General features: G+C 69.9%; 18 protein-coding genes and 1 pseudogene. 12 read left to right on the top strand and 7 right to left on the bottom strand.

All coding sequences use genetic code 11. The annotated features are described in order from the left end of the window. Nucleotides 1–652: 652 nt before the first annotated feature. Nucleotides 653–1102, bottom strand: coding sequence for a redox-sensitive transcriptional activator SoxR (gene soxR / locus ACYVD1_RS32545; RefSeq protein WP_460778288.1), 450 nt, complete (start codon nucleotides 1100–1102; stop codon nucleotides 653–655). 126 nt (nucleotides 1103–1228) lie between these two features. Here soxR and ACYVD1_RS32540 point away from each other — a divergent pair, with 126 nt between their 5' ends. The 3 genes from ACYVD1_RS32540 to ACYVD1_RS32530 all read left to right on the top strand — a co-directional run bounded on the left by ACYVD1_RS32540 (nucleotide 1229) and on the right by ACYVD1_RS32530 (nucleotide 4229). Beyond that, nucleotides 1229–1879: a DsbA family oxidoreductase gene (locus ACYVD1_RS32540; RefSeq protein WP_460778287.1), complete on the top strand. Its 651-nt coding sequence runs from the start codon at nucleotides 1229–1231 to the stop codon at nucleotides 1877–1879. Further along, nucleotides 1876–2856 carry an NADP-dependent oxidoreductase gene (locus tag ACYVD1_RS32535; protein ID WP_460778286.1) on the top strand — a complete coding sequence of 327 codons (981 nt, stop codon included), beginning with the start codon at nucleotides 1876–1878 and terminating at the stop codon, nucleotides 2854–2856. The genes ACYVD1_RS32540 and ACYVD1_RS32535 overlap by 4 nt, the downstream gene beginning before the upstream one ends. Before the next feature lie 83 nt (nucleotides 2857–2939). Beyond that, a complete protein-coding gene (locus tag ACYVD1_RS32530; RefSeq protein ID WP_460778285.1) occupies nucleotides 2940–4229 on the top strand; it encodes an MFS transporter in 1290 nt (429 codons plus the stop codon). Nucleotides 4230–4362: 133 nt separating this feature from the next. On the opposite strand, the gene ACYVD1_RS32525 is transcribed toward ACYVD1_RS32530, so the two are convergent. Continuing rightward, nucleotides 4363–4755 carry a RidA family protein gene (locus tag ACYVD1_RS32525; protein ID WP_460778284.1) on the bottom strand — a complete coding sequence of 131 codons (393 nt, stop codon included), beginning with the start codon at nucleotides 4753–4755 and terminating at the stop codon, nucleotides 4363–4365. A 191-nt stretch (nucleotides 4756–4946) separates the two neighbouring features. Here ACYVD1_RS32525 and ACYVD1_RS32520 point away from each other — a divergent pair, with 191 nt between their 5' ends. The 3 genes from ACYVD1_RS32520 to ACYVD1_RS32510 all read left to right on the top strand — a co-directional run bounded on the left by ACYVD1_RS32520 (nucleotide 4947) and on the right by ACYVD1_RS32510 (nucleotide 8571). Further along, nucleotides 4947–5669 carry a DNA alkylation repair protein gene (locus tag ACYVD1_RS32520; protein WP_460778283.1) on the top strand — a complete coding sequence of 241 codons (723 nt, stop codon included), beginning with the start codon at nucleotides 4947–4949 and terminating at the stop codon, nucleotides 5667–5669. A 147-nt stretch (nucleotides 5670–5816) separates the two neighbouring features. Next, complete coding sequence (locus ACYVD1_RS32515) at nucleotides 5817–6380, top strand: type I-E CRISPR-associated protein Cas6/Cse3/CasE (protein WP_460778289.1); 564 nt, start codon at nucleotides 5817–5819, stop codon at nucleotides 6378–6380. A gap of 532 nt (nucleotides 6381–6912) precedes the next feature. Further along, nucleotides 6913–8571: a glycoside hydrolase family 10 protein gene (locus ACYVD1_RS32510; RefSeq protein ID WP_460778282.1), complete on the top strand. Its 1659-nt coding sequence runs from the start codon at nucleotides 6913–6915 to the stop codon at nucleotides 8569–8571. 137 nt (nucleotides 8572–8708) lie between these two features. Here the strand turns inward: ACYVD1_RS32510 and ACYVD1_RS32505 are convergent, their stop codons facing one another. Beyond that, nucleotides 8709–10253: a long-chain-fatty-acid--CoA ligase gene (locus tag ACYVD1_RS32505; protein ID WP_460778281.1), complete on the bottom strand. Its 1545-nt coding sequence runs from the start codon at nucleotides 10251–10253 to the stop codon at nucleotides 8709–8711. Between the two features lie 135 nt (nucleotides 10254–10388). Between ACYVD1_RS32505 and ACYVD1_RS32500 the strand changes: the two genes are divergently transcribed. From ACYVD1_RS32500 to ACYVD1_RS32485, 4 genes are all read left to right on the top strand, one after another. After that, nucleotides 10389–10817 (top strand): DUF6153 family protein, encoded by a 429-nt coding sequence (locus ACYVD1_RS32500; protein ID WP_460778280.1) that lies wholly within the window; start codon nucleotides 10389–10391, stop codon nucleotides 10815–10817. A gap of 99 nt (nucleotides 10818–10916) precedes the next feature. Further along, entirely contained in the window at nucleotides 10917–11555 is a 639-nt protein-coding gene (locus tag ACYVD1_RS32495) for a DUF305 domain-containing protein (protein ID WP_460778279.1), read from the top strand. Between the two features lie 202 nt (nucleotides 11556–11757). Beyond that, nucleotides 11758–12666, top strand: coding sequence for a F510_1955 family glycosylhydrolase (locus tag ACYVD1_RS32490; protein WP_460778278.1), 909 nt, complete (start codon nucleotides 11758–11760; stop codon nucleotides 12664–12666). A gap of 42 nt (nucleotides 12667–12708) precedes the next feature. Beyond that, entirely contained in the window at nucleotides 12709–13557 is an 849-nt protein-coding gene (locus ACYVD1_RS32485; protein ID WP_460778277.1) for an alpha/beta fold hydrolase, read from the top strand. Nucleotides 13558–13573: 16 nt separating this feature from the next. Here the strand turns inward: ACYVD1_RS32485 and ACYVD1_RS32480 are convergent, their stop codons facing one another. The 3 genes from ACYVD1_RS32480 to ACYVD1_RS32470 form a co-directional block, all read right to left on the bottom strand. Next, entirely contained in the window at nucleotides 13574–14401 is an 828-nt protein-coding gene (locus ACYVD1_RS32480) for a MetQ/NlpA family ABC transporter substrate-binding protein (protein ID WP_460778276.1), read from the bottom strand. 154 nt (nucleotides 14402–14555) lie between these two features. Then, nucleotides 14556–15419 (bottom strand): hypothetical protein, encoded by an 864-nt coding sequence (locus ACYVD1_RS32475; protein WP_460778275.1) that lies wholly within the window; start codon nucleotides 15417–15419, stop codon nucleotides 14556–14558. Between the two features lie 67 nt (nucleotides 15420–15486). Continuing rightward, nucleotides 15487–16065 carry an NADPH-dependent FMN reductase gene (locus ACYVD1_RS32470; protein ID WP_460778274.1) on the bottom strand — a complete coding sequence of 193 codons (579 nt, stop codon included), beginning with the start codon at nucleotides 16063–16065 and terminating at the stop codon, nucleotides 15487–15489. Nucleotides 16066–16203: 138 nt separating this feature from the next. On the opposite strand from ACYVD1_RS32470, the gene ACYVD1_RS32465 reads away from it, so the two are divergent. Next, complete coding sequence (locus ACYVD1_RS32465; RefSeq protein ID WP_460778273.1) at nucleotides 16204–17376, top strand: ADP-ribosylglycohydrolase family protein; 1173 nt, start codon at nucleotides 16204–16206, stop codon at nucleotides 17374–17376. Nucleotides 17377–17416: 40 nt separating this feature from the next. On the opposite strand, the gene ACYVD1_RS32460 is transcribed toward ACYVD1_RS32465, so the two are convergent. After that, the gene (locus ACYVD1_RS32460) at nucleotides 17417–18406 is read right to left on the bottom strand and encodes a GNAT family N-acetyltransferase (RefSeq protein ID WP_460778272.1); all 990 of its coding nucleotides are present in this window, start codon (nucleotides 18404–18406) and stop codon (nucleotides 17417–17419) included. Nucleotides 18407–19393: 987 nt separating this feature from the next. Here ACYVD1_RS32460 and ACYVD1_RS32455 point away from each other — a divergent pair. Continuing rightward, nucleotides 19394–19716, top strand: a pseudogene (locus ACYVD1_RS32455) (HNH endonuclease signature motif containing protein); the annotation flags it as partial.

The following is a 19716-nucleotide window of genomic DNA, read 5'->3' as shown; positions in this document are numbered from 1 at the left end:
CTACCAGAGTCAATCTCGGCGCCGAAATTGCTACTGGTAGCAAGATCATCGGAAAAAGGCCCAGCGGGAGGGGTTCGCCGCGCACAGTGACCAGCCGCGACACCCGCAACCGGTGGGCTCCGGTGGAGTGGCCCACCCGGCCGCAGGCCGCGCTGTTCGGGGTTCGCAGGGGTGAGTGACCAGCCGCGACACCCGACCCGTCAACGCTCCGGCGCAGGGGCAGGCATCGGCCGCCAGGCCGACAGAATCAGTTTTCGGGCGGAGCCCGAATTCGCCACGGACCTCGACCACGCGTCCCCCTTTCCCGATAGCCGCCAACCCGCCGTCGTAGCGAAGCGGGTCAAGGTGGAGCGCCACTGACGCGCGAAGCGCTCGATGGCGACGACCTTGACGCGCGTAGCGAAGACGGCCACAATCGGGCGGCGGGAAAGGAGGACACCCCAGCCCGAAAGGCACCCCTCAATCACAGCACCCCGAAAGAATTTTCAGAATAACAGCCAGGCCCCACCCCCAACTTCCCACCCCCAACCCTGAACCCCACTCTTCGGACCCAGCGTGCACGATGAGGACCCAGGTTCTCGGAAACCCGACGGAGCGCAGCCGACTACCGCCGACGAGGAAGACACGGCACACTTTCAGGCACGTCTGGCTTTCAGGGGAAGCGCTGCGCGCCGGCGCCGTCCCTGCCCAGGATGTCCTCGGGGTTGGAGTAGGGGCACGAGACGAGTGACAGGCATCCGCACCCGATGCAGTTGGAGAAGCGGTCGCGCAGCGCGGTCAGTTCCTCGATGCGTTCGGTCAGCTCGTCGTGCCATTGGCGGGAGATCCGGGCCCAGTCGCGCTTGGTCGGCATGCCCTCTTCCGGGAGCTGAGCGATGGCTTCCTTGATGCGTTCCAGGGAGAGCCCGAGGCGCTGAGCCGTGCGGATGAACGCGATCACGCGAAGGGTGTCCCTACGGTACTCGCGCCGGTTGCCCGCCGTGCGCCGACTGCTGATCAGCCCGAGGCTCTCGTAGTAGTGCAGGGCGGAGACGGCCACGCCCGCCCGTTGGGCTACCTGTCCGGGCTTCAGCCAGATGATGTCCGGATCCAACTGCGGCATCGAACTCCCCTCCATGACGGCTGTGCGCGGTTCCGGGACCGGCCTCACCACACGCCTTGACATCAAGTGCACTTGACGAAGTGGACTCTACGCGACGGACACGGAACACGACGTTCGGAGCGTTGGATGAGAACGACGATCACGGTGTGGGCGGACATCAGGTGCCCTTGGTGCTGGATCAGTCACCGGCGGCTGGGGGCCGCGCTCGCCCGGGTGGAGGAGGAACAAGGGGACCGGGAGTTCACAGTCCTGCGCCGGAGCTTCCTGCTGGAGCCCACGGGCCCGGACCATCCAGCCAGGACGGTACGGGAGGCGGCGCTGACCTCCTGGGGCGTGGACACGGCCGGTTGGGAGGCCCTCCGCGGCCGGGCGGAGGCCTCGGGCCGTGCGGAGGGTCTGGCCATCGGCCTGGACGGGGTGCGCAACCTCGACTCGCGCGCCGCCCATCGCCTGATCAAGCTCGCGACAGCCAGCGGCACCGACTCAGCCCGAGCCTGGGAGCTGAGCTTCGCCGCGCTCCTGGAACACCACGAGGACTTGGCGGACCCTGTGGCCCTGCGCCGCCTGGGTGTCGAGCTCGGGCTCGACAGCGCGGAGGTGGACGCGACCCTGCGCTCCGACGGGTTCGCCTCGGAGGTGGCCGCCGACCACCGGGCGGCGGCGGAACTGGGGGTGCATACCGTCCCCACCGTCCTGTACGGGGACCGGACCCTCCAAGGTGACCGGAGCGTCGACGAACTGGTGGCCTTCCTCAGCCCCGAGGGGGTGCTCCGATGAACGCACGGAAGGGGGCGCCAAGGGAGATGATGCGCGCCGCCGCGATCGACGGGTTCGGGCCGGCCGAGGCCCTGACCGCTCGGGACGTGCCTCGTCCCGCGGTGCGGCCGGGAGAGGTGCTGGTCCGGGTTCGGGTGGCGGGGGTCCAGTTGACGGACGCAGCGATCCGGGGCGGATGGACTCCCCCGGGTGCGACCATCACCTTCCCGCAGATCCTAGGGAACGAGTTCGCCGGGGTCGTGGAGGAAGTGGGGCCCGAGGTGACGGGCTTTGCCGCCGGAGACGAGGTGGCGGGGTTCCGGGTACTCGGTTGCTACGCGGAGTACGTGAACGTGTCCGCGGAACAGGTCGTCCACAAGCCCGCAGGGGTTTCGTGGCTGACCGCCGGGGCGCTGTCGGCCTCCGGGCAGACCGCGCACACCGCACTCGAACGCCTGGCCGTAGTGGAGGGCGAGACGCTGCTGGTGCACGGGGCGGCGGGCGGGGTCGGCAGCATGGCCGTGCAGCTGGCGGTCGCGCGCGGGGTGCGGGTGGTGGGCACGGCGAGCCCGGCCAACCACGCGTACCTCAGGACCCTGGGCGCCGTCCCGGTCGGGTACGGCGGGGGACAGCTCCTGCGGATCCGGGAGGCGGCGCCCCAAGGGGTGGACGCGGCCCTCGACGCGGCCGGGCACGACAACCTCCTCACCGCGGTGTCGTTGGTCGGCGACCGGAGCAGGGTCGGGACCATAGTCGACATCGGGCTAGTCCGCTACCTGGGGTGCCGGTGGATCAGCAGCGACCGCTCCGCGGTCCGGCTGCGTGAACTGCTCGGCCTGTGCGACCGCGGCCAGCTCAACGTCACCATCCGCGGCACGTACGGACTCGGCGAGGTGGCCAAGGCGCACCTGGACGTGGAGACCGGGCACGGCCGGGGCAAGAACGCCCTGGTGGTCCGTGCGGAGGCCGGCACAGGGGTCAGCGGCGGGACGGCGTGACCTCCGGAGTGGGCTCCCCCGGGCCCTCGACCAAGCTTTGGGCGCCCGGGACCCGATCGCTCGTAGTCGGCGTCTTCGGGCTGATGACGTTCATCGCCTTCGAGTCCTTCGCCGTCACCACCGCGCTGCCCGTGGTGGCGCGGGACCTGGACGCCGCCCAGTGGTACTCCCTGGCCTACGCGTCGACCCTGACCGCCGGGCTGGTCGGTATGACCCTGGGCGGGACGTGGACGGACCGGCGCGGTCCCCTGCGGCCCCTGGTGTTCGGCGGGCTGACCTTCCTCACCGGAATCGCGTTGTGCGTGGCGGCCCCGAACATGGGTGTCTTCGTGCTCGGGCGACTGCTCCAGGGCCTCGGGGGCGGAATCGACTCCGTAGTGCTGTACGTCGTCATCGCGCGGTTCGTGTCTGAGGAAGCGCGGCCCCGCATGTTCGGGTTGTTGACCGCCGCGTGGCTGCTCCCGTCGGTCGTCGGCCCCCTGGTCTCGGGCGTACTGGTCCAGGCCGTCCACTGGCGGGTGGTGTTCGCGCTGGTGCTGGCCGGTTCGGCGGTATCACTCCTGTGCCTGGTGGGTGTGGTGAGGCGGGCCGTGCCCGAGCACCGGCCCGGGCCGGTGGTGGGACGCCGGGAGGTGTGGGCGATCGTGGCGGCCACCGCGCTCCTCGGACTGCATCTGTCGGGACAGCAGGCGGGCACCGGTCTCGCGCTCGGCACGGCGGTCAGTGTGGTCGTTGTACTGGTCACGGCCACCCGGCTGCTGCCCGGAGGGACGCTGCGCGCACGCGCGGGGATCCCCCGCTTGGTGGCCCTGCGGGCCCTGCTGGGCGCGGCGGTGACCGCCACGGACGTCTACCTGCCGCCCTATCTCCAGAACGAACTCGGCTACTCGCCCGCGCTCTCCGGCCTCGTGATCGCGGTCGGGGCGCTGGGCTGGGCCCTGGGCGCCTGGCTGCAGGGGCGCGACACCGACCAGCCGCACCGTCCCGACCTGCTGTGGCGCGCCGCGGCCCTGGTGCTCTGCGGTCCGGTGGGTGCCAGTCTCGTGGTCGCCGGGCTGCTCCCCGTCCCGGCGGCGGCCGCGGCCTGCGTGCTGATGGGGGTCGGTATGGGAATCGCCTACCCGCGGATCAGTTCCACGGTGCTGGCCGTGTCCCCTCGGGAGAAGCAGGGCGGCAACAGCTCGGCTCTCCAGGTGGGCGAGTCCCTGAGTACCTCCACCCTGCTCGCCGTCACCGGTGCGGTGCTGGCGGCCGCCGCCTCGGGCGGGTACCTGAGCGTCTACGCGGCGGTCACCGTCGTGGGGCTGTCGGCTCTGGCCGTCACCCTCACACTGCGCCCGGTCAGGAAGGAGGGCGCCGTGGACGACGACTGAGGCGTCGGCCCCGGCCCCGGAACCTTGCTACGGTCCTCCGGGGCCGGGGGCGTCTCTGGTTTCGGGCAGTCCCCTGAGCTAGGTCGCCTTGCCAGCTGAGGTTTCGCTGCCCGATCGGGCAGCGGACCGGGAGTCAGTCCGCGGCGAAGGCCTCCAGTTCCACCAGCAGCTCGGGGCGGCCGAGGCGGGTGATCTCGGCGCACACCCCGGGCGGGCGCACGTCGACGGCCTCCAGGCGCTCCGCCATCATCGCCCCGGCCTCGGCGAAGAAGGCCTCCACGTCGGTGACGTAGGTGTTCATCCGGACGATGTCCCCCAGGCCCATCCCAGCCTTGCGGAGCACCGCCTCAACGTTGTCCAGGGCCTTCGCCGTCTGGGCCCGCATGTCGCCGGGGTGCAGGGACTCCCCCTCGGCCGAGACCGAGCACTGCCCGCTGACGAACAACAGACGCTGGTGTCCCTCGACCAGGACACCCTGGTCCATTCCCTCCGGGTACGTCCATGGGTTGACCGTGGTTCGGCGCATGGCTGGCTCCTTCCGGATCGGGAGTCTGACAGGGCCTGACCCTAGAACCCCAACCTCGCTTGAGGTCAATGATGGGCCCCGGAGCGCTTCCGGGGCCGGTTCAGCGCCGAAACTCCAGGGTTCGGCGCGCGGCGGGGGAGGCCGGGAGCGAAGGGGCGGGCGGGGCGGGGTGGTTCGGTTATCGTCGGAGCATGGCCAAGGACGTGAGCGCCGGGGCCTTTCTGACCCGGTTGGACGAGAACCGCAGCGACGAGGAACTCCGCAAGTACCAGCGCTACTTCCGATTCGACGCCGACGACCAGGACCCCTTGGACTACTTCGTCGGGGTACGCATGGGTACCGTGTTCGCGCTCGCGAAGGAGTTCGTGGACATGGACCTCGTCGAGGTCGAGACGCTCCTGGAGAGTCCCGTCCACGAGGCCCGTGCCGGGGCGCTGCGGATCATGGAGAAGAAGGCCCGGCGGAAGGGCGCCACGTCAGAGGAAGTCGGTGACCTGGCCGATCTGTACCTGCGCCGCCACGACCGCGTCAACAACTGGGACCTCGTGGACCTGGCCGCCTACCACGTCCTGGGCCGCCACCTCCGCGAGGGCTCGCGCGAAGTCCTGTACGAGCTGGCCCACTCGCACAACCCCTGGGAGCGGCGCACCTCGATCGTGGCGACCGCGCACTTCATCGCCCACCAGGACCTCGGCGACACCTTCGCCCTCGCCGAACTCCTGCTGGAGGACGGACACGATCTGGTGCAGAAGGCGACGGGGTGGATGCTGCGCGCCGCGGGCGACGCGGACCGCGAACGACTCCTGGCCTTTCTCGACGCCCACGCCGCCCGGGCCCCGCGCCCCCTGCTCCGCGCAGCGATCGAGAAACTGCCGCCCGAACAGCGCGCCCACTACCGGGGGCTGCGCACCTGATCCGGCCCGCCGGGTCCGACGCGCAGTGGCTGACCAGGGGCCCGCTCCTCATAGAGTGAAACGTCCACCACGTGCAGCCGTGACCCTCGGCGGTCCGTGCTCGAAAACGCGCCCCGCGTCGGCGGGGGTGACTCAGATCGGAACTCCTTGTACCTGTCCCGTATCAGCCTCGACCCCAAGCGCAGCACCGGCATGGACCAGTGGGCCGTCATGGGGCGGGCCGTGCGCAAAGCGGTCGACCCCGACCCCGACTCCGACGCCCGTGTGCTGTGGGCCCGTACCTCCCCGACCACGCTGGTGGTCAGCTCCGACACCGCACCCGCCTGGGGGAAGGTCCCCGGTGCGTTCGCCGCGTCGATCCAGCCCATGCCCCGGCATCCGGAGGGTGAGACGATCCGCTGGGAGCTGATCAGCGCGCCCACGGCACGGCGGGAAGCGGAGTCCACTGCCGAGAAGCCGCGTTCCCGGGGCAAACGGGTGCCCCTGCCCGAGGAGGCGTTCGACGACTGGCTGGACGAGAAGCTGGCCGGAGCGGCACGCATCACGATGGCGAAGTGGAAGCGTCTGGGCGGCCGCCCCGCCCGGTACCACTTCATCGGTGAGGCCGTCGTCGAGGACAGTGAGGCGCTCCAGGAGCTGTGTCTGAACGGGATCGGCGCGGGCACGGCCACCGGGGCCGGGCTGCTCCTCGCCAGCCCTCTGGACGACTAGGGCGTGTTCGGTGGATGCTGCCCGTCGCGAGCGGCGTATCCAGTGGTGCTGGCACAAGGCCGAAGAAGGAGTTCCCCTACTGTGCGCTGCCTCGCAAGCTCGGCAGCATCGCACAGCGGGGGCCCGACCGGGTTCGGCTGTCGACTGAGAGATGCGCAGTGACAGTGCCGCTGGGGCGACGCGCAGCAGGGTATGTGTCCGCCGAACATGCCCTAGGGCACGATCGCGGAGGCAGGCCCTCGCGGAGTCGGTCAATCGCGAGTGGTAGCGGAAAGCGGCGACTGGGAAATAGGTGGTCAGGGGCGGAAAGCCCGCCAAGCGGACGCGAACATTCACCACAAAAGGGATTCCCGCTTAAAAAATTCCTATTTCGCCCATCCGTACCAACCTCGCGTAGGAGTGTTGCATTCGGCGGGCAAATCATGAAGGTTTTCTCCTAAGCCCAAGCTGACCGTCGCACAGGGATCGCCGGACGGTGCCAGAACGGCGTGTCCGGACCCTGCCCGTACGACAGAAGCCTGAAGGAGCAACCTTGGCGTACTCGCACCGGAACCGACCAGGAACACCCACCGACGACCCCCCGGTTCCGATCCCCCGCACCGCCGCCCCACGCAGACCCGTACCCCGCACCGCGCTGTTGGCCGGAGCCTGCGCGGCCGCGCTGACCGCCGCCCTGCTCCACGCACCGCAGGCGGCCGCCGAACCCGAGTCCGAGGGCACCGGTGCCTGCGAAACCGACCCGGGAGCGCCGCCCAAGCACCAGATGCGGGCATCGTGGATCGCGGGCGTGGAGAACATCGACTGGCCGTCCGAGCAGGGCCAGAGCCCCGAGGAGCAGCAGGCCGAACTGACCGACCTGTACGACGAGGCCGTCGAGGACGGTCTCAACGCGGTGTTCGTGCAGGTCAGGCCTACGGCGGACGCCTTCTGGCCCTCACCGCACGAGCCGTGGTCCGAGTGGCTCACCGGCGAGCAGGGCGGCGACCCCGGATACGACCCGCTGGAGTTCGCGGTCGAGGAGGCGCACGCCCGGAACCTGGAGTTCCACGCCTGGTACAACCCCTACCGGGTCGCCATGCACGACGACCTCGACGCCCTGGTCGAGGACCACCCGGCCCGCCAGAACCCCGACTGGGTGTTCGAGTACGGCGGACTCCTCTACTACAACCCGGGTATCCCCGAGGCCCGCGAGTTCGTGATCGAGGCGATGATGCACTCGGTCGAGAACTACGACCTGGACGGGGTGCACTTCGACGACTACTTCTACCCGTATCCCGTCGACGACCTGGAGATCCCGGACGAGGACACCTTCGCCGAGTACGGGGAGGGCTTCGACGACATCGAGGACTGGCGCCGCGACAACGTCGACCTGATGGTGCGGGAGATGAGCGAGGGTGTGAACGCCGTCAAGCCGCACGTGAAGTTCGGTATCAGTCCGTTCGGCATCTGGCGCAACTCCAGCACCGACCCCGAGGGCTCCGACACGGACGGCTCCGAGTCCTACGACGAGCAGTACGCGGACAGCCGCAAGTGGGTCCTGGAAGGCTGGCTGGACTACATCAACCCGCAGGTCTACTGGGAGATCGGACTGCCGATCGCCGACTACGCGGTCCTCGTCCCGTGGTGGGAGCAGGTCGCCGCGGAGAGCGGAACGCACCTCTACATCGGTCAGGCCGCATACAAGGTGGGCGACGAGGGCGCCTGGTCCGACCCGAACGAGCTCTCCAGCCACCTGGACTTCAACCAGGACTACCCCGGTGTCCAGGGCGACGTCTACTTCAGCGCCACCTCGTTGCGCACCAACGCGCAGGAGGCCATGGAGATCCTGGTCGAGGACCACTACTCCAGCCCGGCCCTGGTCCCGGTCAACGAGGACCTCGGCGGGACCGTGCCGGCCCCGCCGGAGGTGAGCGCGGAGGACGGTGCGGACGGCACCGACCTGGCCATCGCCCCGGGTCCCGGTGCGGCGCCCACCTACTACGCGGTGTACGCCTTCGACGGCGAGCCCGACCGTGAGCAGGCCAAGTGCGGTATCGAGGACCCGCGCAACATGCTCGGGACGGTGCGCGCCGACGACGACGGGGCCGCGGCGTTCACCGCGCCCGGTGACTCGGACACCACCTACTACGTGACCGCCCTGGACCGGCTCCACAACGAGAGCCGCGCGAGCGCTCCGGAGCACCAGCCGTAGGACAACGATCCGGGCTGTACCTCCTGGTCACGGCCCGGTCGGGAACAGCCCGTTCCGAAGAGCGCGCGAGGGGCCGGTGCACAGCCCAGTGCACCGGTCCCTCGTGTATCGAGCGTCCCGCGATCAGGAGCCCTCCATCAGGCGCCCTTGGAACCGGAGCGCAGCTCCTTCTTGAGGATCTTGCCGGTCGGGCCGACAGGCAGCTCGTCCATGATCAGCACCTCGCGCGGGTACTTGTAGCCGGCCAGCCGTTCCTTGCAGAAGGCGACCAGGTCCGGCTCTGCGGCCTTGGCATCCGGGGCCAGGGACACACAGGCCACGATCTCCTCACCCAGGCGCTCGTCGGCGCGCCCGATCACCGCGGCAGCGGTGACCTCAGGGTGTTCGTACAGGACCTCCTCGACCTCGCGGGGAAAGACGTTGTACCCGCCCCGGATCACCAGGTCCTTCTTGCGGTCGACGACGAACAGGTACCCCTCCTCGTCGGCGTAGCCCAGGTCGCCGGTGTGGAACCAGCCGCCGCGCAGGGCCTCCTCCGTGGCCTCGGGACGGTTCCAGTACCGCTTCATCACGTTGTGGCCGCGCACCACGATCTCCCCGACGTGGTCGGGCCCGGGCGGGAGGGGCCGGTCCTCGTCGTCCACGATCCGCACCCCCACCCCCCAGAGCGGTTTACCGATGGAGCCGACCTTGCGCTGTTCGGCGCTGATGTTGAAGGTGGCCCCGGCCGAGGTCTCCGAAAGCCCGTACCCCTCCAGGATCACCACGCCGGGGAACTTCTCCTCGAAGTCCCGCATGACCTCGCCCGGCATCGAATCGCCGCCGGACACCCCCACGCGCAAGGCGGAGAGGTCGCGGTCAGAGGTATCGGTGTTCAGCAACTCCTGGTACATGGTCGGCACCCCGGCGAAGATCGTGCACCGGTGCCGCTCCATCGCCTCCACCGCCGCGGCGATCTCGAAACGGGGTACCAGCGCGACCGTCCCGCCGTAGCGCACCGCCACGTTGAGCACGCTGGACAGCCCGAAGATGTGGAAGAGGGGCAGGACCGCGAGGCCGACGTCGTCGTCGCGGAACTCGAAGACCTCGCCACCCACGGTGCAGTTCATGTACAGCTGGAAATGGGTGAGCTCGGCGCCCTTCGGTTTGCCGGTCGTACCGCTGGTGTAGAGGAGCACGGCGGTGTCGTCCGAGGCGGTGGGAACGGGCTCCCCGATGTCCTCGGCGAAGTAGAGCTCGTCGTAGTGCCGTGTGCCCTCGGGGCGTTCGTCGTTGCCGGGCAGGTTCACCACGTAGGTACGCGGCTTCTCAGCGGACTCGGTCAGCTCGACCGCGCGGACCGCCTCCTCCGCGAACATCTCGAAGGTCACGAACACCCGCGCCCCCGAATCGCTCAGCTGGTAGGCGGTCTCGGGTGCCTTGAGGAGCGGGTTCAGGGGGACCAGGACCAGGCCCGCTTTGATAATCCCGAAATAGGTGAAGAGGAACTGGGGGAGGTTGGGCAGCTGGACGGCGACGCGGTCGCCCGCTTCCAGGCCCAGGTCGAGAAGCGCTGTGGCGACCCGGCCGGAGATCTCGTCGACCTGGGCGTAACTGAACTCCAGGTCGTTGATGTGGCAGAGGGGTTTGTCCGGGTTGGCCTGTCGTGATTCCTGCAGGATCGTCGCAAGGTTGAAACTCATGGGCACCCACCTAGGATTTAACCGACCAGACGGTATGTTCCCGGAACGTATATAGGCCGATACCACGGTGTCAATGGGCGTTCCACAAGCGTCACCCGCTGAGGTACCCCATCGGGGTAGGGGTATGGTGGCTACATGTCACCGTCCGAGCCGCGCCGACGCCGCAGGAGCCCCGCCTGGGCCCGGATCCTGCTGTTCACGGTACTGCTGCTCGGATTCGGGGCGATGCACACCCTTGGGCACCTGCAGCACGAGGCTCACGCCTCCACAGCCCCCGCCAGCGCCTCCGCGCACGCCAACACCTCCGCTGAGGCCCCGGGGAAGGCGGCTGACAGCGCCCACGCGGCAGACCACGACACCGCACTGCCCGAGTTGGACCCGACCTCGGTATGCCTGACCCTTGGCGCCTTCTCCGTCGTACTGTTGGGCGTGGCCGCCGTCGCCTTCCACCGCTGGCCAGGCCCGTGCCTGAACCCTTCGGCGCCGGTCCGGCGCCCTCCCCCACCGCCACCCTCCGTCCCCGACGAACCCTCTCTCTCCCGGTTACAGGTGCTCCGCATCTAGATGCCCGCGGAGCCGGACCCGGCTCCGCTCGGACGCACCGAAACGGCCGCGCCGGACCCGGCTCCCGCGCGGCGAGGAGAAACCAGAGAGGAAGCAGGCATGACCCTGCGCAAGCGTGTCCTGACCGCGGCGTCCGCCGCCTTCGCCACCGGCCTGTTCGCCGCGGCCTGCGGCAACGGGGCCGAGAACACCCCGGCCACGGCACCGGAGAACGGGCAGCAGACCGCCGAGTTCAACGAAGCGGACGTGCGCTTCGCCCAGATGATGGTCCCCCACCACGAGCAGGCCGTGGAGATGGCCGACCTCGCCGACACCCGCGCGGGCGAGGAGGTCCTCATGCTGGCGGAGGAGATCCGCGACGCCCAAGGACCGGAGATCGAGCAGATGGAAGCCCTGCTCGACGGCTGGGACGCCGAAGTGGAGCACGGTATGGACCATGGTGAGATGGACGGCATGCTCACCGAGGATCAGATGGGTGAGCTGGAGACCACCGAGGGCGACGCCTTCGACGCCCTCTTCCTTGAGTTCATGGTCCTGCATCACGAAGGCGCCGTGGACATGTCCGAAACGCAGCTCGAGGAGGGGGTCAACCCCGAGGCCGGTGACCTGGCGGAGGAGATCATCGACGCCCAGGAGCGCGAGATCGAGGAGATGAACCGGCTGCTGGGTATCGAGGAGCCCGGTGACGAGGACTCGGACAGCGGGGACGCTGACGACGACGGCCACTCGGACCACTGATCCCCGAGGCCGCCCCGTGGCCCCAACCCTCCGGTGACCGAGGCCCTTCGGGGTCTCGCCCGCGGCGCCGACACGGTCGGCGCCGCGGGTGCCCGAGGGAGGCACCAGCCTAGTCGGCCAAGTCCCAGGCAGTGCTGGAACACGGGTGTCGGCCCCTGACGCGATGTGAGATCAAGGTGGGGCACGAGAGGCAGAGAGACCCATGCGCAGCAGAACACGAACCCGCACCCGAACAACCGCCGCGCTCGCCGCGGCGGGACTGCTCGCCGCCGTCACGGCGTGCGGGGAACCGGAAGAGAGCGTGCAAGCGGAGGCCGGAGTCAGCGCCGAGGAAGGGGCCGTGAACAACACCGGCGTGGCCCTGCCCGAGACCGCACAGCACGTGCACGGGGTCGGGGTGGACCCCGAGTCCGGGGAGGTCCTGGTGGCCACGCACGAAGGGCTGTACACGGTGCCGGCACCGGACCGGCTCACCCGGGAGGCGACCGTAGCGGGCCACGTCGGCCCCGAGATCGACCTCATGGGCTTCACCGTTCGAGGGCCCGGGCACTACCTGGCCAGCGGTCACCCCGAGGGCGACACGGACATGCCCGACCCGGTCGGGCTGATCGAGACCCGTGACGGCGGGCAGAGCTGGGAAGCCCTGTCCCTGGCAGGTGAGTCCGACTTCCACGCGCTGACGTCCACGGACGACCTGGTGATCGGCTTCGACGGTGCGCTCCGCGCCACCGAGGACGGAACCCGGTGGACGGACCTGGATCCGGAGGTGGAGGCCTTCGCCCTGGCCGTGGCCGACGACGGCGAGACCGTCCTGGCCACCACGGAGCGGGGCCCGGTGCGGTCCACCGACGGCGGCGGTGCCTTCGCGCCCGTGGAGGGAGCTCCCCCGCTGGCGTTGGTCGACTGGGTGCCCGGGGGTGACACGGTCTTCGGGGTCGCCGTGGACGGCGGCGTGTACCGGAGCGACGACGCGGGCGCCGGATGGGAGCCGACCGGTGCGCTTGAGGGCAATCCGGAGGCGCTGCACGCGGACGAGGACCAGGTGATCGTGGTGGCCGACCTCCACGTGGCCCGCTCGACGGACGGGGGAGCCACGTTCGACGCCTGGTGACGGTGGGGTGGCCCCGAGGGCGGGTGCTGCCAGACTCTGGGTATGGGAGAGTTCGTCACCGTCCAGGAGAGCCCCGAGGTCACCCTGTTCTGCTCGGCGCTCGGGCCGCCCGACGGCACCCCGCTGCTGGTGGTCCACGGCGGCCCGGACTGGGACCACAGCTACCTGCGCCAGCCCCTGGACCGGCTGGGCCGCCCCGTGCTCCTACCGGATCTGCGGGGCTGTGGCCGGTCCACCCGGGGGTTGGGCCCCGACGGGTACTCGTTCGAGTCCGCCGCCGACGACCTGCTCACCCTCACCGACCGGCTCGGGCTGGACCGGTTCGACCTGCTCGGTTTCTCCAGCGGCGGGCAGATCGCGCAGCGCGTCCTCCTGAACGCGCCCGGGCGGGTGCGTCGGACCGTGGTCGCGTCGAGCACCCTGTGGCCGGTCACCGACGCCGACTTCGGCCCGCGGCCCGAACGGACCGCCCTGCGCGCCGCGGAGAGCAGGGTGTGGTCCGAGTCCTCCCTGACCGGGCCCGACCTGGTCAGGGAGGCCGCCGTCGCGGGGGCACCGGCCAACGTTCACACCCCGGAACAGCGCCCCGCCTACCTGGCCCTGCTCGACCGCGTCTCCTGGTCGGCCGACTGGTGGGCGGCGTTGCTGGCGGGATCGCTGGACTCACCGAGACCGTCGGACGGTCCCGAACGGTTGCGCGAACTCGGTGCTCCGCTGCTGTTCCTACACGGCCGGGAGGACATGGCCTTCCCCGCCACCTTCGCCGAGAGCGCGGCCGCCCTCCTGCCGAACGCACGGGCGGTGGTTCTGGAGGGCGCCGGGCACATGGCGCACGTGGACCGGCCCGAGGCCTGGCTGGACGCCGTGGACGCCTTTCTCTCGGCGCCCTGAGACCTCCGAGGAAGCGCTACTCGGCCGTGGCCGGGATGACGCTGCCCTGGTACTCCTCCTCGATGTACTGGACCGTCTCCGGGGAGGTCAGCAGTTCGAGGAGGGTGTCGATCCGCTCGTCTTCGGTGTTGTCCGGGTGAGTGGCGAGAACGTTCACGTACGGGTTGCCGTCGACCTGTTCGAGCAGGATCGAGTCCTCCTCGAAGTCCAGACCGGCCTCCTGCGCGTAGTTGTTGTTGACGATCGCGGCGTCGACATCGTCCAGCGAGCGCGGCAGCTGGGCCGCCTCGACCTCCTGGAACTCGAGGTCGAGCGGGTTCTCCTCGATGTCGTCGAGGCTGAAGGTGGCCTCGTCGATGCCCTCGTCGAGGGTGATCAGGCCGCCCTCCTCCAGGAGGAGCAGCGCGCGGAACTCGTTGGTGGGGTCGTTGGGCAGCGCGACTTCGGCGCCCTCCTCCAAGTCGTCGAGGTCGTCGACGACGTTGGAGTACAGGCCGAGCGGCGGCAGGTAGATCTGGTCGACGGCGACGAGGTCGGTGTCGTTGCCCTCGTTGTACTCCAGCAGGAACGGCTCGTGCTGGTAGAGGTTGACGTCCAGCTGCCCCTCGGCGAGCGCGGCGTTGGGCGCGATGTAGTCGGAGTACTCGTGGATCTCCAGGTCGAGCCCGGCGTCGGCGGCCAGCTCGGCATCGATGTACTCGAGGATGTCGCCCGCGGGGACGGCGGTGGCGCCGACGGCGAGGGTCTCCGCAGCGTCGTCCGAGGAGTTCTCGGAGGGGGCGCCACAGGCGGTCGCCGCGAACAGGGCCAGGGCGGCGGGGACGGCGAGGGTGGCGCGGCGCATGAGGGTCCTTTGCATACTGCGGACAGGGCTGGTTCCGGCAACACGGTACGGACGACCCGTATTTCCTATTTTCCCGATATTAAATCAGGATTAGCCCGGGAGCCCAGTCTCAGTGACCAAACGCACACGCACTGACCAGGCAGAAAGGCGCTATTCAACCCTTGAGGGGCCGCGTACGGGACAGGAGGGCCAACCTGGCCTCCACCACCGCCGCGAGCCCGTCCGGTGCGGGGGCGCCGACCCCGCGCAGGACCCGGGCCATGGCGGCGGCCGCGGCCAACAGGGCGTCCGGCTCCAGGGTAGCCGGATGGGTGTCCGTGACCCCCGGTGGCGGTTCGGCATCCGCGTTCTCCACCGTCACCGCTCCGAACTGGGGAAAGACCAGGTCCAGCCGGGCGGACCACAGCTTCCACACCTCTTCCCTCGCCTCGGTCAGGGAACGAAGGGCCCGCCAGGGGTGCCCGCGGTGCGCGTGCCGGGCTGCGTCACCCACCGCGACCCACGCGAGGAAGGCCCACTCCCGAACCGTCTCCCCGTCCGGGTCCCAACGCTCCTTCGGCAAGTCGTCGGCGAGCCTCCCGGAGCGGTCGAGCAGGGCCACCGCCTGAGGCGGCAGACCGGGCCGTGCTTCACCGGGGGACACGACCAGGGAAAGTTGCCCACCGTCCCGGTACATCACGATGAGGTGCGCCGCCCTCTCACCCCACCTCTGCACGTGCGAGGCGGCCACCGGAGCGAACGCCAGGACCGCGGCGAGCACCTGCTCGCCGCGCTCCTCGACCCCTTCCCCCGCGCCCAGGCCCAGCCCGGCGTCGACGTCGGAGAGCGCGTCGCCCCCGCCGCGCCCGAGGGAACCGGCGAGTTCGAGCCAGTCCACCCAGGGGGTGTCCCGCGCCCAGCGGTCGAGGGCGCCGACGAGGTCACGCGGAGAGGACGCGGTGGACGGGCTCGCCGGGTCAGTGTCGTGGGAACCGGCCCGAGGGAACCGCCCGGTCACGTCAGCGGAAGGATCACTCATGAAACGCATCCTCCCGCCAAGGGACGCCGGGACGGAACCCGTGGGCGATCGGCCAACGGCGAAAGGGTCACCAGCCGATCAGACCCTCCGCCATCCGTTTGCGGTCCGAGTAGGCGAGCGCGTCCACGAACTCACCCATCGCCAGACCCATCCGATCCACGACGGCGGGATCTTCGTACTCACCCGCCGCGTCCGTCCGAGCGCCCGCCCGTGAAACCACCACGCAGTCCACCAGCACCGCGCCGAGCAGCGTCAGGGTCGGCATCAGCGGGGTGTGGGCGCGCATCCCGCCCGCCTGGCCGGGCGAGGCGCTCATCAGCACGGTCGGTTTCCCGACCAGGCCGCCGGAGCCCACCAACCAGTCGATCGCGTTCTTCGTGACACCGGCCGGGCCGTGCGCGTACTCGGGAGTGGCGATCAGTACACCGTCCGCTCGGGCGGCGAGCTCCCGGAACTCGCGCACCGCATCGGGCCAGGCGGCCTCGTCGGTCTCGACATCCGGGTTGAACAGCGGCAGCCGTCCGGCCAGGTCCGCGCCGACCACCGACACCTCCGGTCGGACCCGCTCCGCCAGCCGCAGCAGCGCCGCGTTGTACGACCCCTGGCGCAGACTCCCGCAGACCCCCAGAACCACACGCTCGGTCATAGGCTCTCTGTTCCCCTCTCCTCGCTCAGCCGCCACACACCCGGCACCAACCAGAGCCTGTCCGCGGATCTTCCCAAGGCCGGAAAGCCCGGCAGTTTCGGGCTTGTGGGAGACAGGGAAGGAACCTAGCATCCAGCAATGCGCAACCCCTCCCCCCTTCCCGACCTCCTGACCGGCTGCCTGCTCGGCGGCGCCATCGGTGACGCCCTCGGCGCACCCGTCGAGGGCCTCGGGCTGGACCAGATCCGGGAGCGGTACGGCGGCGACGGCCTCACCGACTACGCGGAGGGCTCCTACGGGATCGGGGCGGTCACCGACGAGACCCAGCTGACCCTGCGCGTTGCCGAGGCGCTCGTCCGGGCCTCCATCCGGGAACGGTCGAAAGGGATCGGCGGGGCGGCCCCCGGGATCGTCCAGATGCTGTGCCTCGAATGGCTGAGCACCCAGGGAGTGGACATGCCCCCTCAGGGATCACACCACGGGTGGCCGTTCGGAAACACGGCCATGCACGCCCGGCGCGGACACAGCGCCGCGACCGTGGACGCGCTGCGGCGGGCCGCCGCGCGGCAGCGCCCGGGAGTCCCCTTGGGGACGGTGGCGGAACCGGTCAACAACTCCAAGGGGTGCGCCGCCGTGGTGCGTGCCGCCCCGTGCGGGTTCGGAACCGGGAGCATCGACAGCGCCTTCGGCATGGCCGAGCGGGTCGCGGCGCTGACGCACGGGCACCGGACCGCGCACCTGGCGGCGGGCGCGTTCTCGGCGACCGTGTGGGGGCTGGTCCGAGGCGCGCCCTTGGAGCAGGCACTGTCCGAGGGAAGAGGGGTCCTGGAGGACAGGGAGGGCCACGAAGAGGTCTCCAGAGCGTTGGACAAGGCGGTGTCGGTTGCGGCCCGGGGCGTCCCGACCGCCGCGGACCTCGCGGAGCTCGGCGACGGCTGGACCTCCGAGGAGGCTCTCGCCGTGGCGGTGTGCGTGGCCCTGCACGCCGACGGCCCGTACGCGGCGGAAGAAGGCGCCCAGGGCACACCGGCTACTGACCGCAGAGCCCTGCCGAAGGCCGGACGGCGTTCCCTGCTCCTGGCGGTCAACCACTCCGGGGACAGCGACTCCCTCGGGGCGCTGTGCGGGAACCTGATCGGCGCCCGGCACGGGGTACATGCCTTTCCGGGGCACTGGCAGTCCCAGCTGGAAGTGCGGGAGGTGGCGATCCGGTTGGCCGCCGACTGCGCGCTGGAGTACGCCCCCTGGCCGCCCGACGACTCGAATTTCGGCGGCGCACACCCGTCCTGGAGCCGGAGGCACTCAGCCTGAGCCCGTGCGGTGGACCCTCAACCGCCGGTGCGTTGGACTCTCAGCTGCCGGTGCGCTGGAGTTCGAGGAAGCGCTCCTCGGACCGGAAGCCCAGGGCCAGGTTGATGTCGAGCATGTGGCGGTTGTCCACCGCGTTCCAGGTACGCACCAGCGACCGGTCCGGGTACTCACCGGCCAGGCGTTCCAAGTTGTGGACCTTCAGCGCCATACCGAGTCGGCGGCCCCGGTGCTCCCCCACGACCAGGGTGTCTTCCTGGTAGGCCAGTCCCGGGACCGTGGGCAGGAAGAGGACGGTGAATCCGACGAGTTCGCCCGAAGGCGCCTCCGCGGCTGTGATCAGGGTGATCGTGCCCACCGCGGCGCGGCGCCCCTCCATGGCACGGACCCGCGCCACGTCCCAGAGCCCGGGGTCGACCCGCAGGTCTCCCACCGGCACGTCGCGCTCCATGACGGTGCGCAGGTGCGCGTAGGCCTCGACCAACTCGTCCGGGCAGTAACCAGTCCACTCCCGCAACCGGTAAGGGGCGGTGTCGGGCCGAAGGCCGTCCAAGAGGCCCGGCCCGACTGGTAGGTCCAAGGTCAGGGTGTCCTCTTCCTGGCCCACCTCGAACCCGTGCTTCGCGGCGAAGCGCGCACCCGGCCAGTCCTGCTCGGTACGCCCCCGAGGATGCGGCACCTCGGCCAACGCGACGGTGCGGTCCTCCTCAACCATCACCCGTTCGGCTTCCCCGAGGAGGCGGGTTCCCAACCCGCGGTTCCGGTGCTCAGGGGACACCGTGACGGTCACTTCCGCATGCCGCCGGTTCTCCTTCAGCGGAAGCTCCACCATCAGGGTGCCCACGATCCGATCGCCCTCCCACGCGGCGTACAACTGGAACCGCACGTCATCGCGGCCCAAGGTCACCATGCCGCGCAGGCCGTCCAGCGAGATGATCGCCCCGCCCTCTCGCTCGAACAGCCAGCCCGCGCGTTTGGCCCGGTACCAGTCAGTGAAAGCGTTGCCGTCATGCGGGTCGATCCGGCTGATCATGCGCGAATTCCTCCGTGGGTGTCAGGGCCACGCAGTGGGGCCATTGGCATACGGCCGGGCCCGAGCCACGTGGTGGGACCAAAGGCATGCGGCCAGGCCCGGGACCAGAGCCACCAGCATGCCCATGCCGGCATCCCCGCGGCCACAGGTTTTCCAGCAGCAACGGCTTCTCAGCATCATCGGTCTTTTCGACGGCTCCGGGTTCCCGGGATCGCCAGAAACCGCGAGGTGTCCGACTATGGGACAGACTAAAACTTTCATCGCCCCCGCGCTTTCCACCGTTATTTGACCCCACACCTTCAGGAGTGCTCTTTAGTGACTGGGGTCACCTGCGCGGGTGGCGTGGGGCTGTCTTCCGGGCTGGGGTGTCCTCCTTTCCCGCCGCAAAATTGTGGCCGTCTCCGCTACGCGCCTCAAGGTCGTCGCCATCGAGCGCTTCGCGCGTCAACGGCGCTCCACCTTGACCCGCTTCGCTGCGACGGCGGGTTGGCGGCTATCGGGAAAGGGGGACGGGTGGTCGAGGCCCGTGGCGAATTCGGGCTCCGCCCGAAAACGGATTCTGTCGGCCTGGCGGCCGATCCCTGCCACTCCACCGGAGCGTTGACGCCTGGCGGTGTCGCGGCCGGTCACGGTGTGCGGCGAACCCCGAACAGCACGGCCTGCGGCCGGTGGTCCACGCCGCCGGAGCGTTGACGGGTCGGGTGTCGCGGCCGGTCAATGTGTGAGGCGAGCCCCTCCCGGTGGGCCTTTTCCCGATGATCTTGCTACCAGAGTCAATTTCGGCGCCGAGATTGCTACTAGTAGCAAGATCATTCCCACGAAGACCTGAATTTGCCCACTTTGCCCAAGAATGCGAACAGGAGGCGGGAGCTCCTTTCATGGAAGGCTTCTCTTTGGGGGTGGAAAGGGCGATGCAGGGTGGTCGGGTAAGTGTTTTATCACCCCCAGGTTAGGTCCTTTATTCGCCTTTCTTGGTATCCTTAGGGTATGACTTCTTCTTTCGGGCAGTGCGGGAACACGGCGGGAAACACCCCCGCCGTGGCCGCCATGGGTGCTGCCCGGGAAAAGATCGCCTCGGAGATGGCGGAGGTGCCCCCGGCGGGTGCGGCCGGTGAGGTCCTGGATGTGATTTCTCAGGTGTTCGAGGACTTCGACCGGGCCCAGCTTTCGATACTGCTCCGGTTGGCGCAGCTGGAGGCGGCCGGGACCCTGTTGGAGGCGGGTGGGCAGAGGTCGGTGCAGAACTGGCTGATCCACTCGGTGGGGATGGCCCCCGTTGAGGCCAACGGGCGCGCCCAGCTGGCGCGGCG

Source organism: Nocardiopsis nanhaiensis (assembly GCF_054778635.1).
The sequence above is the reverse complement of the archived record's forward strand: the minus strand, read 5'-3'. Positions and strand labels throughout refer to the sequence as shown.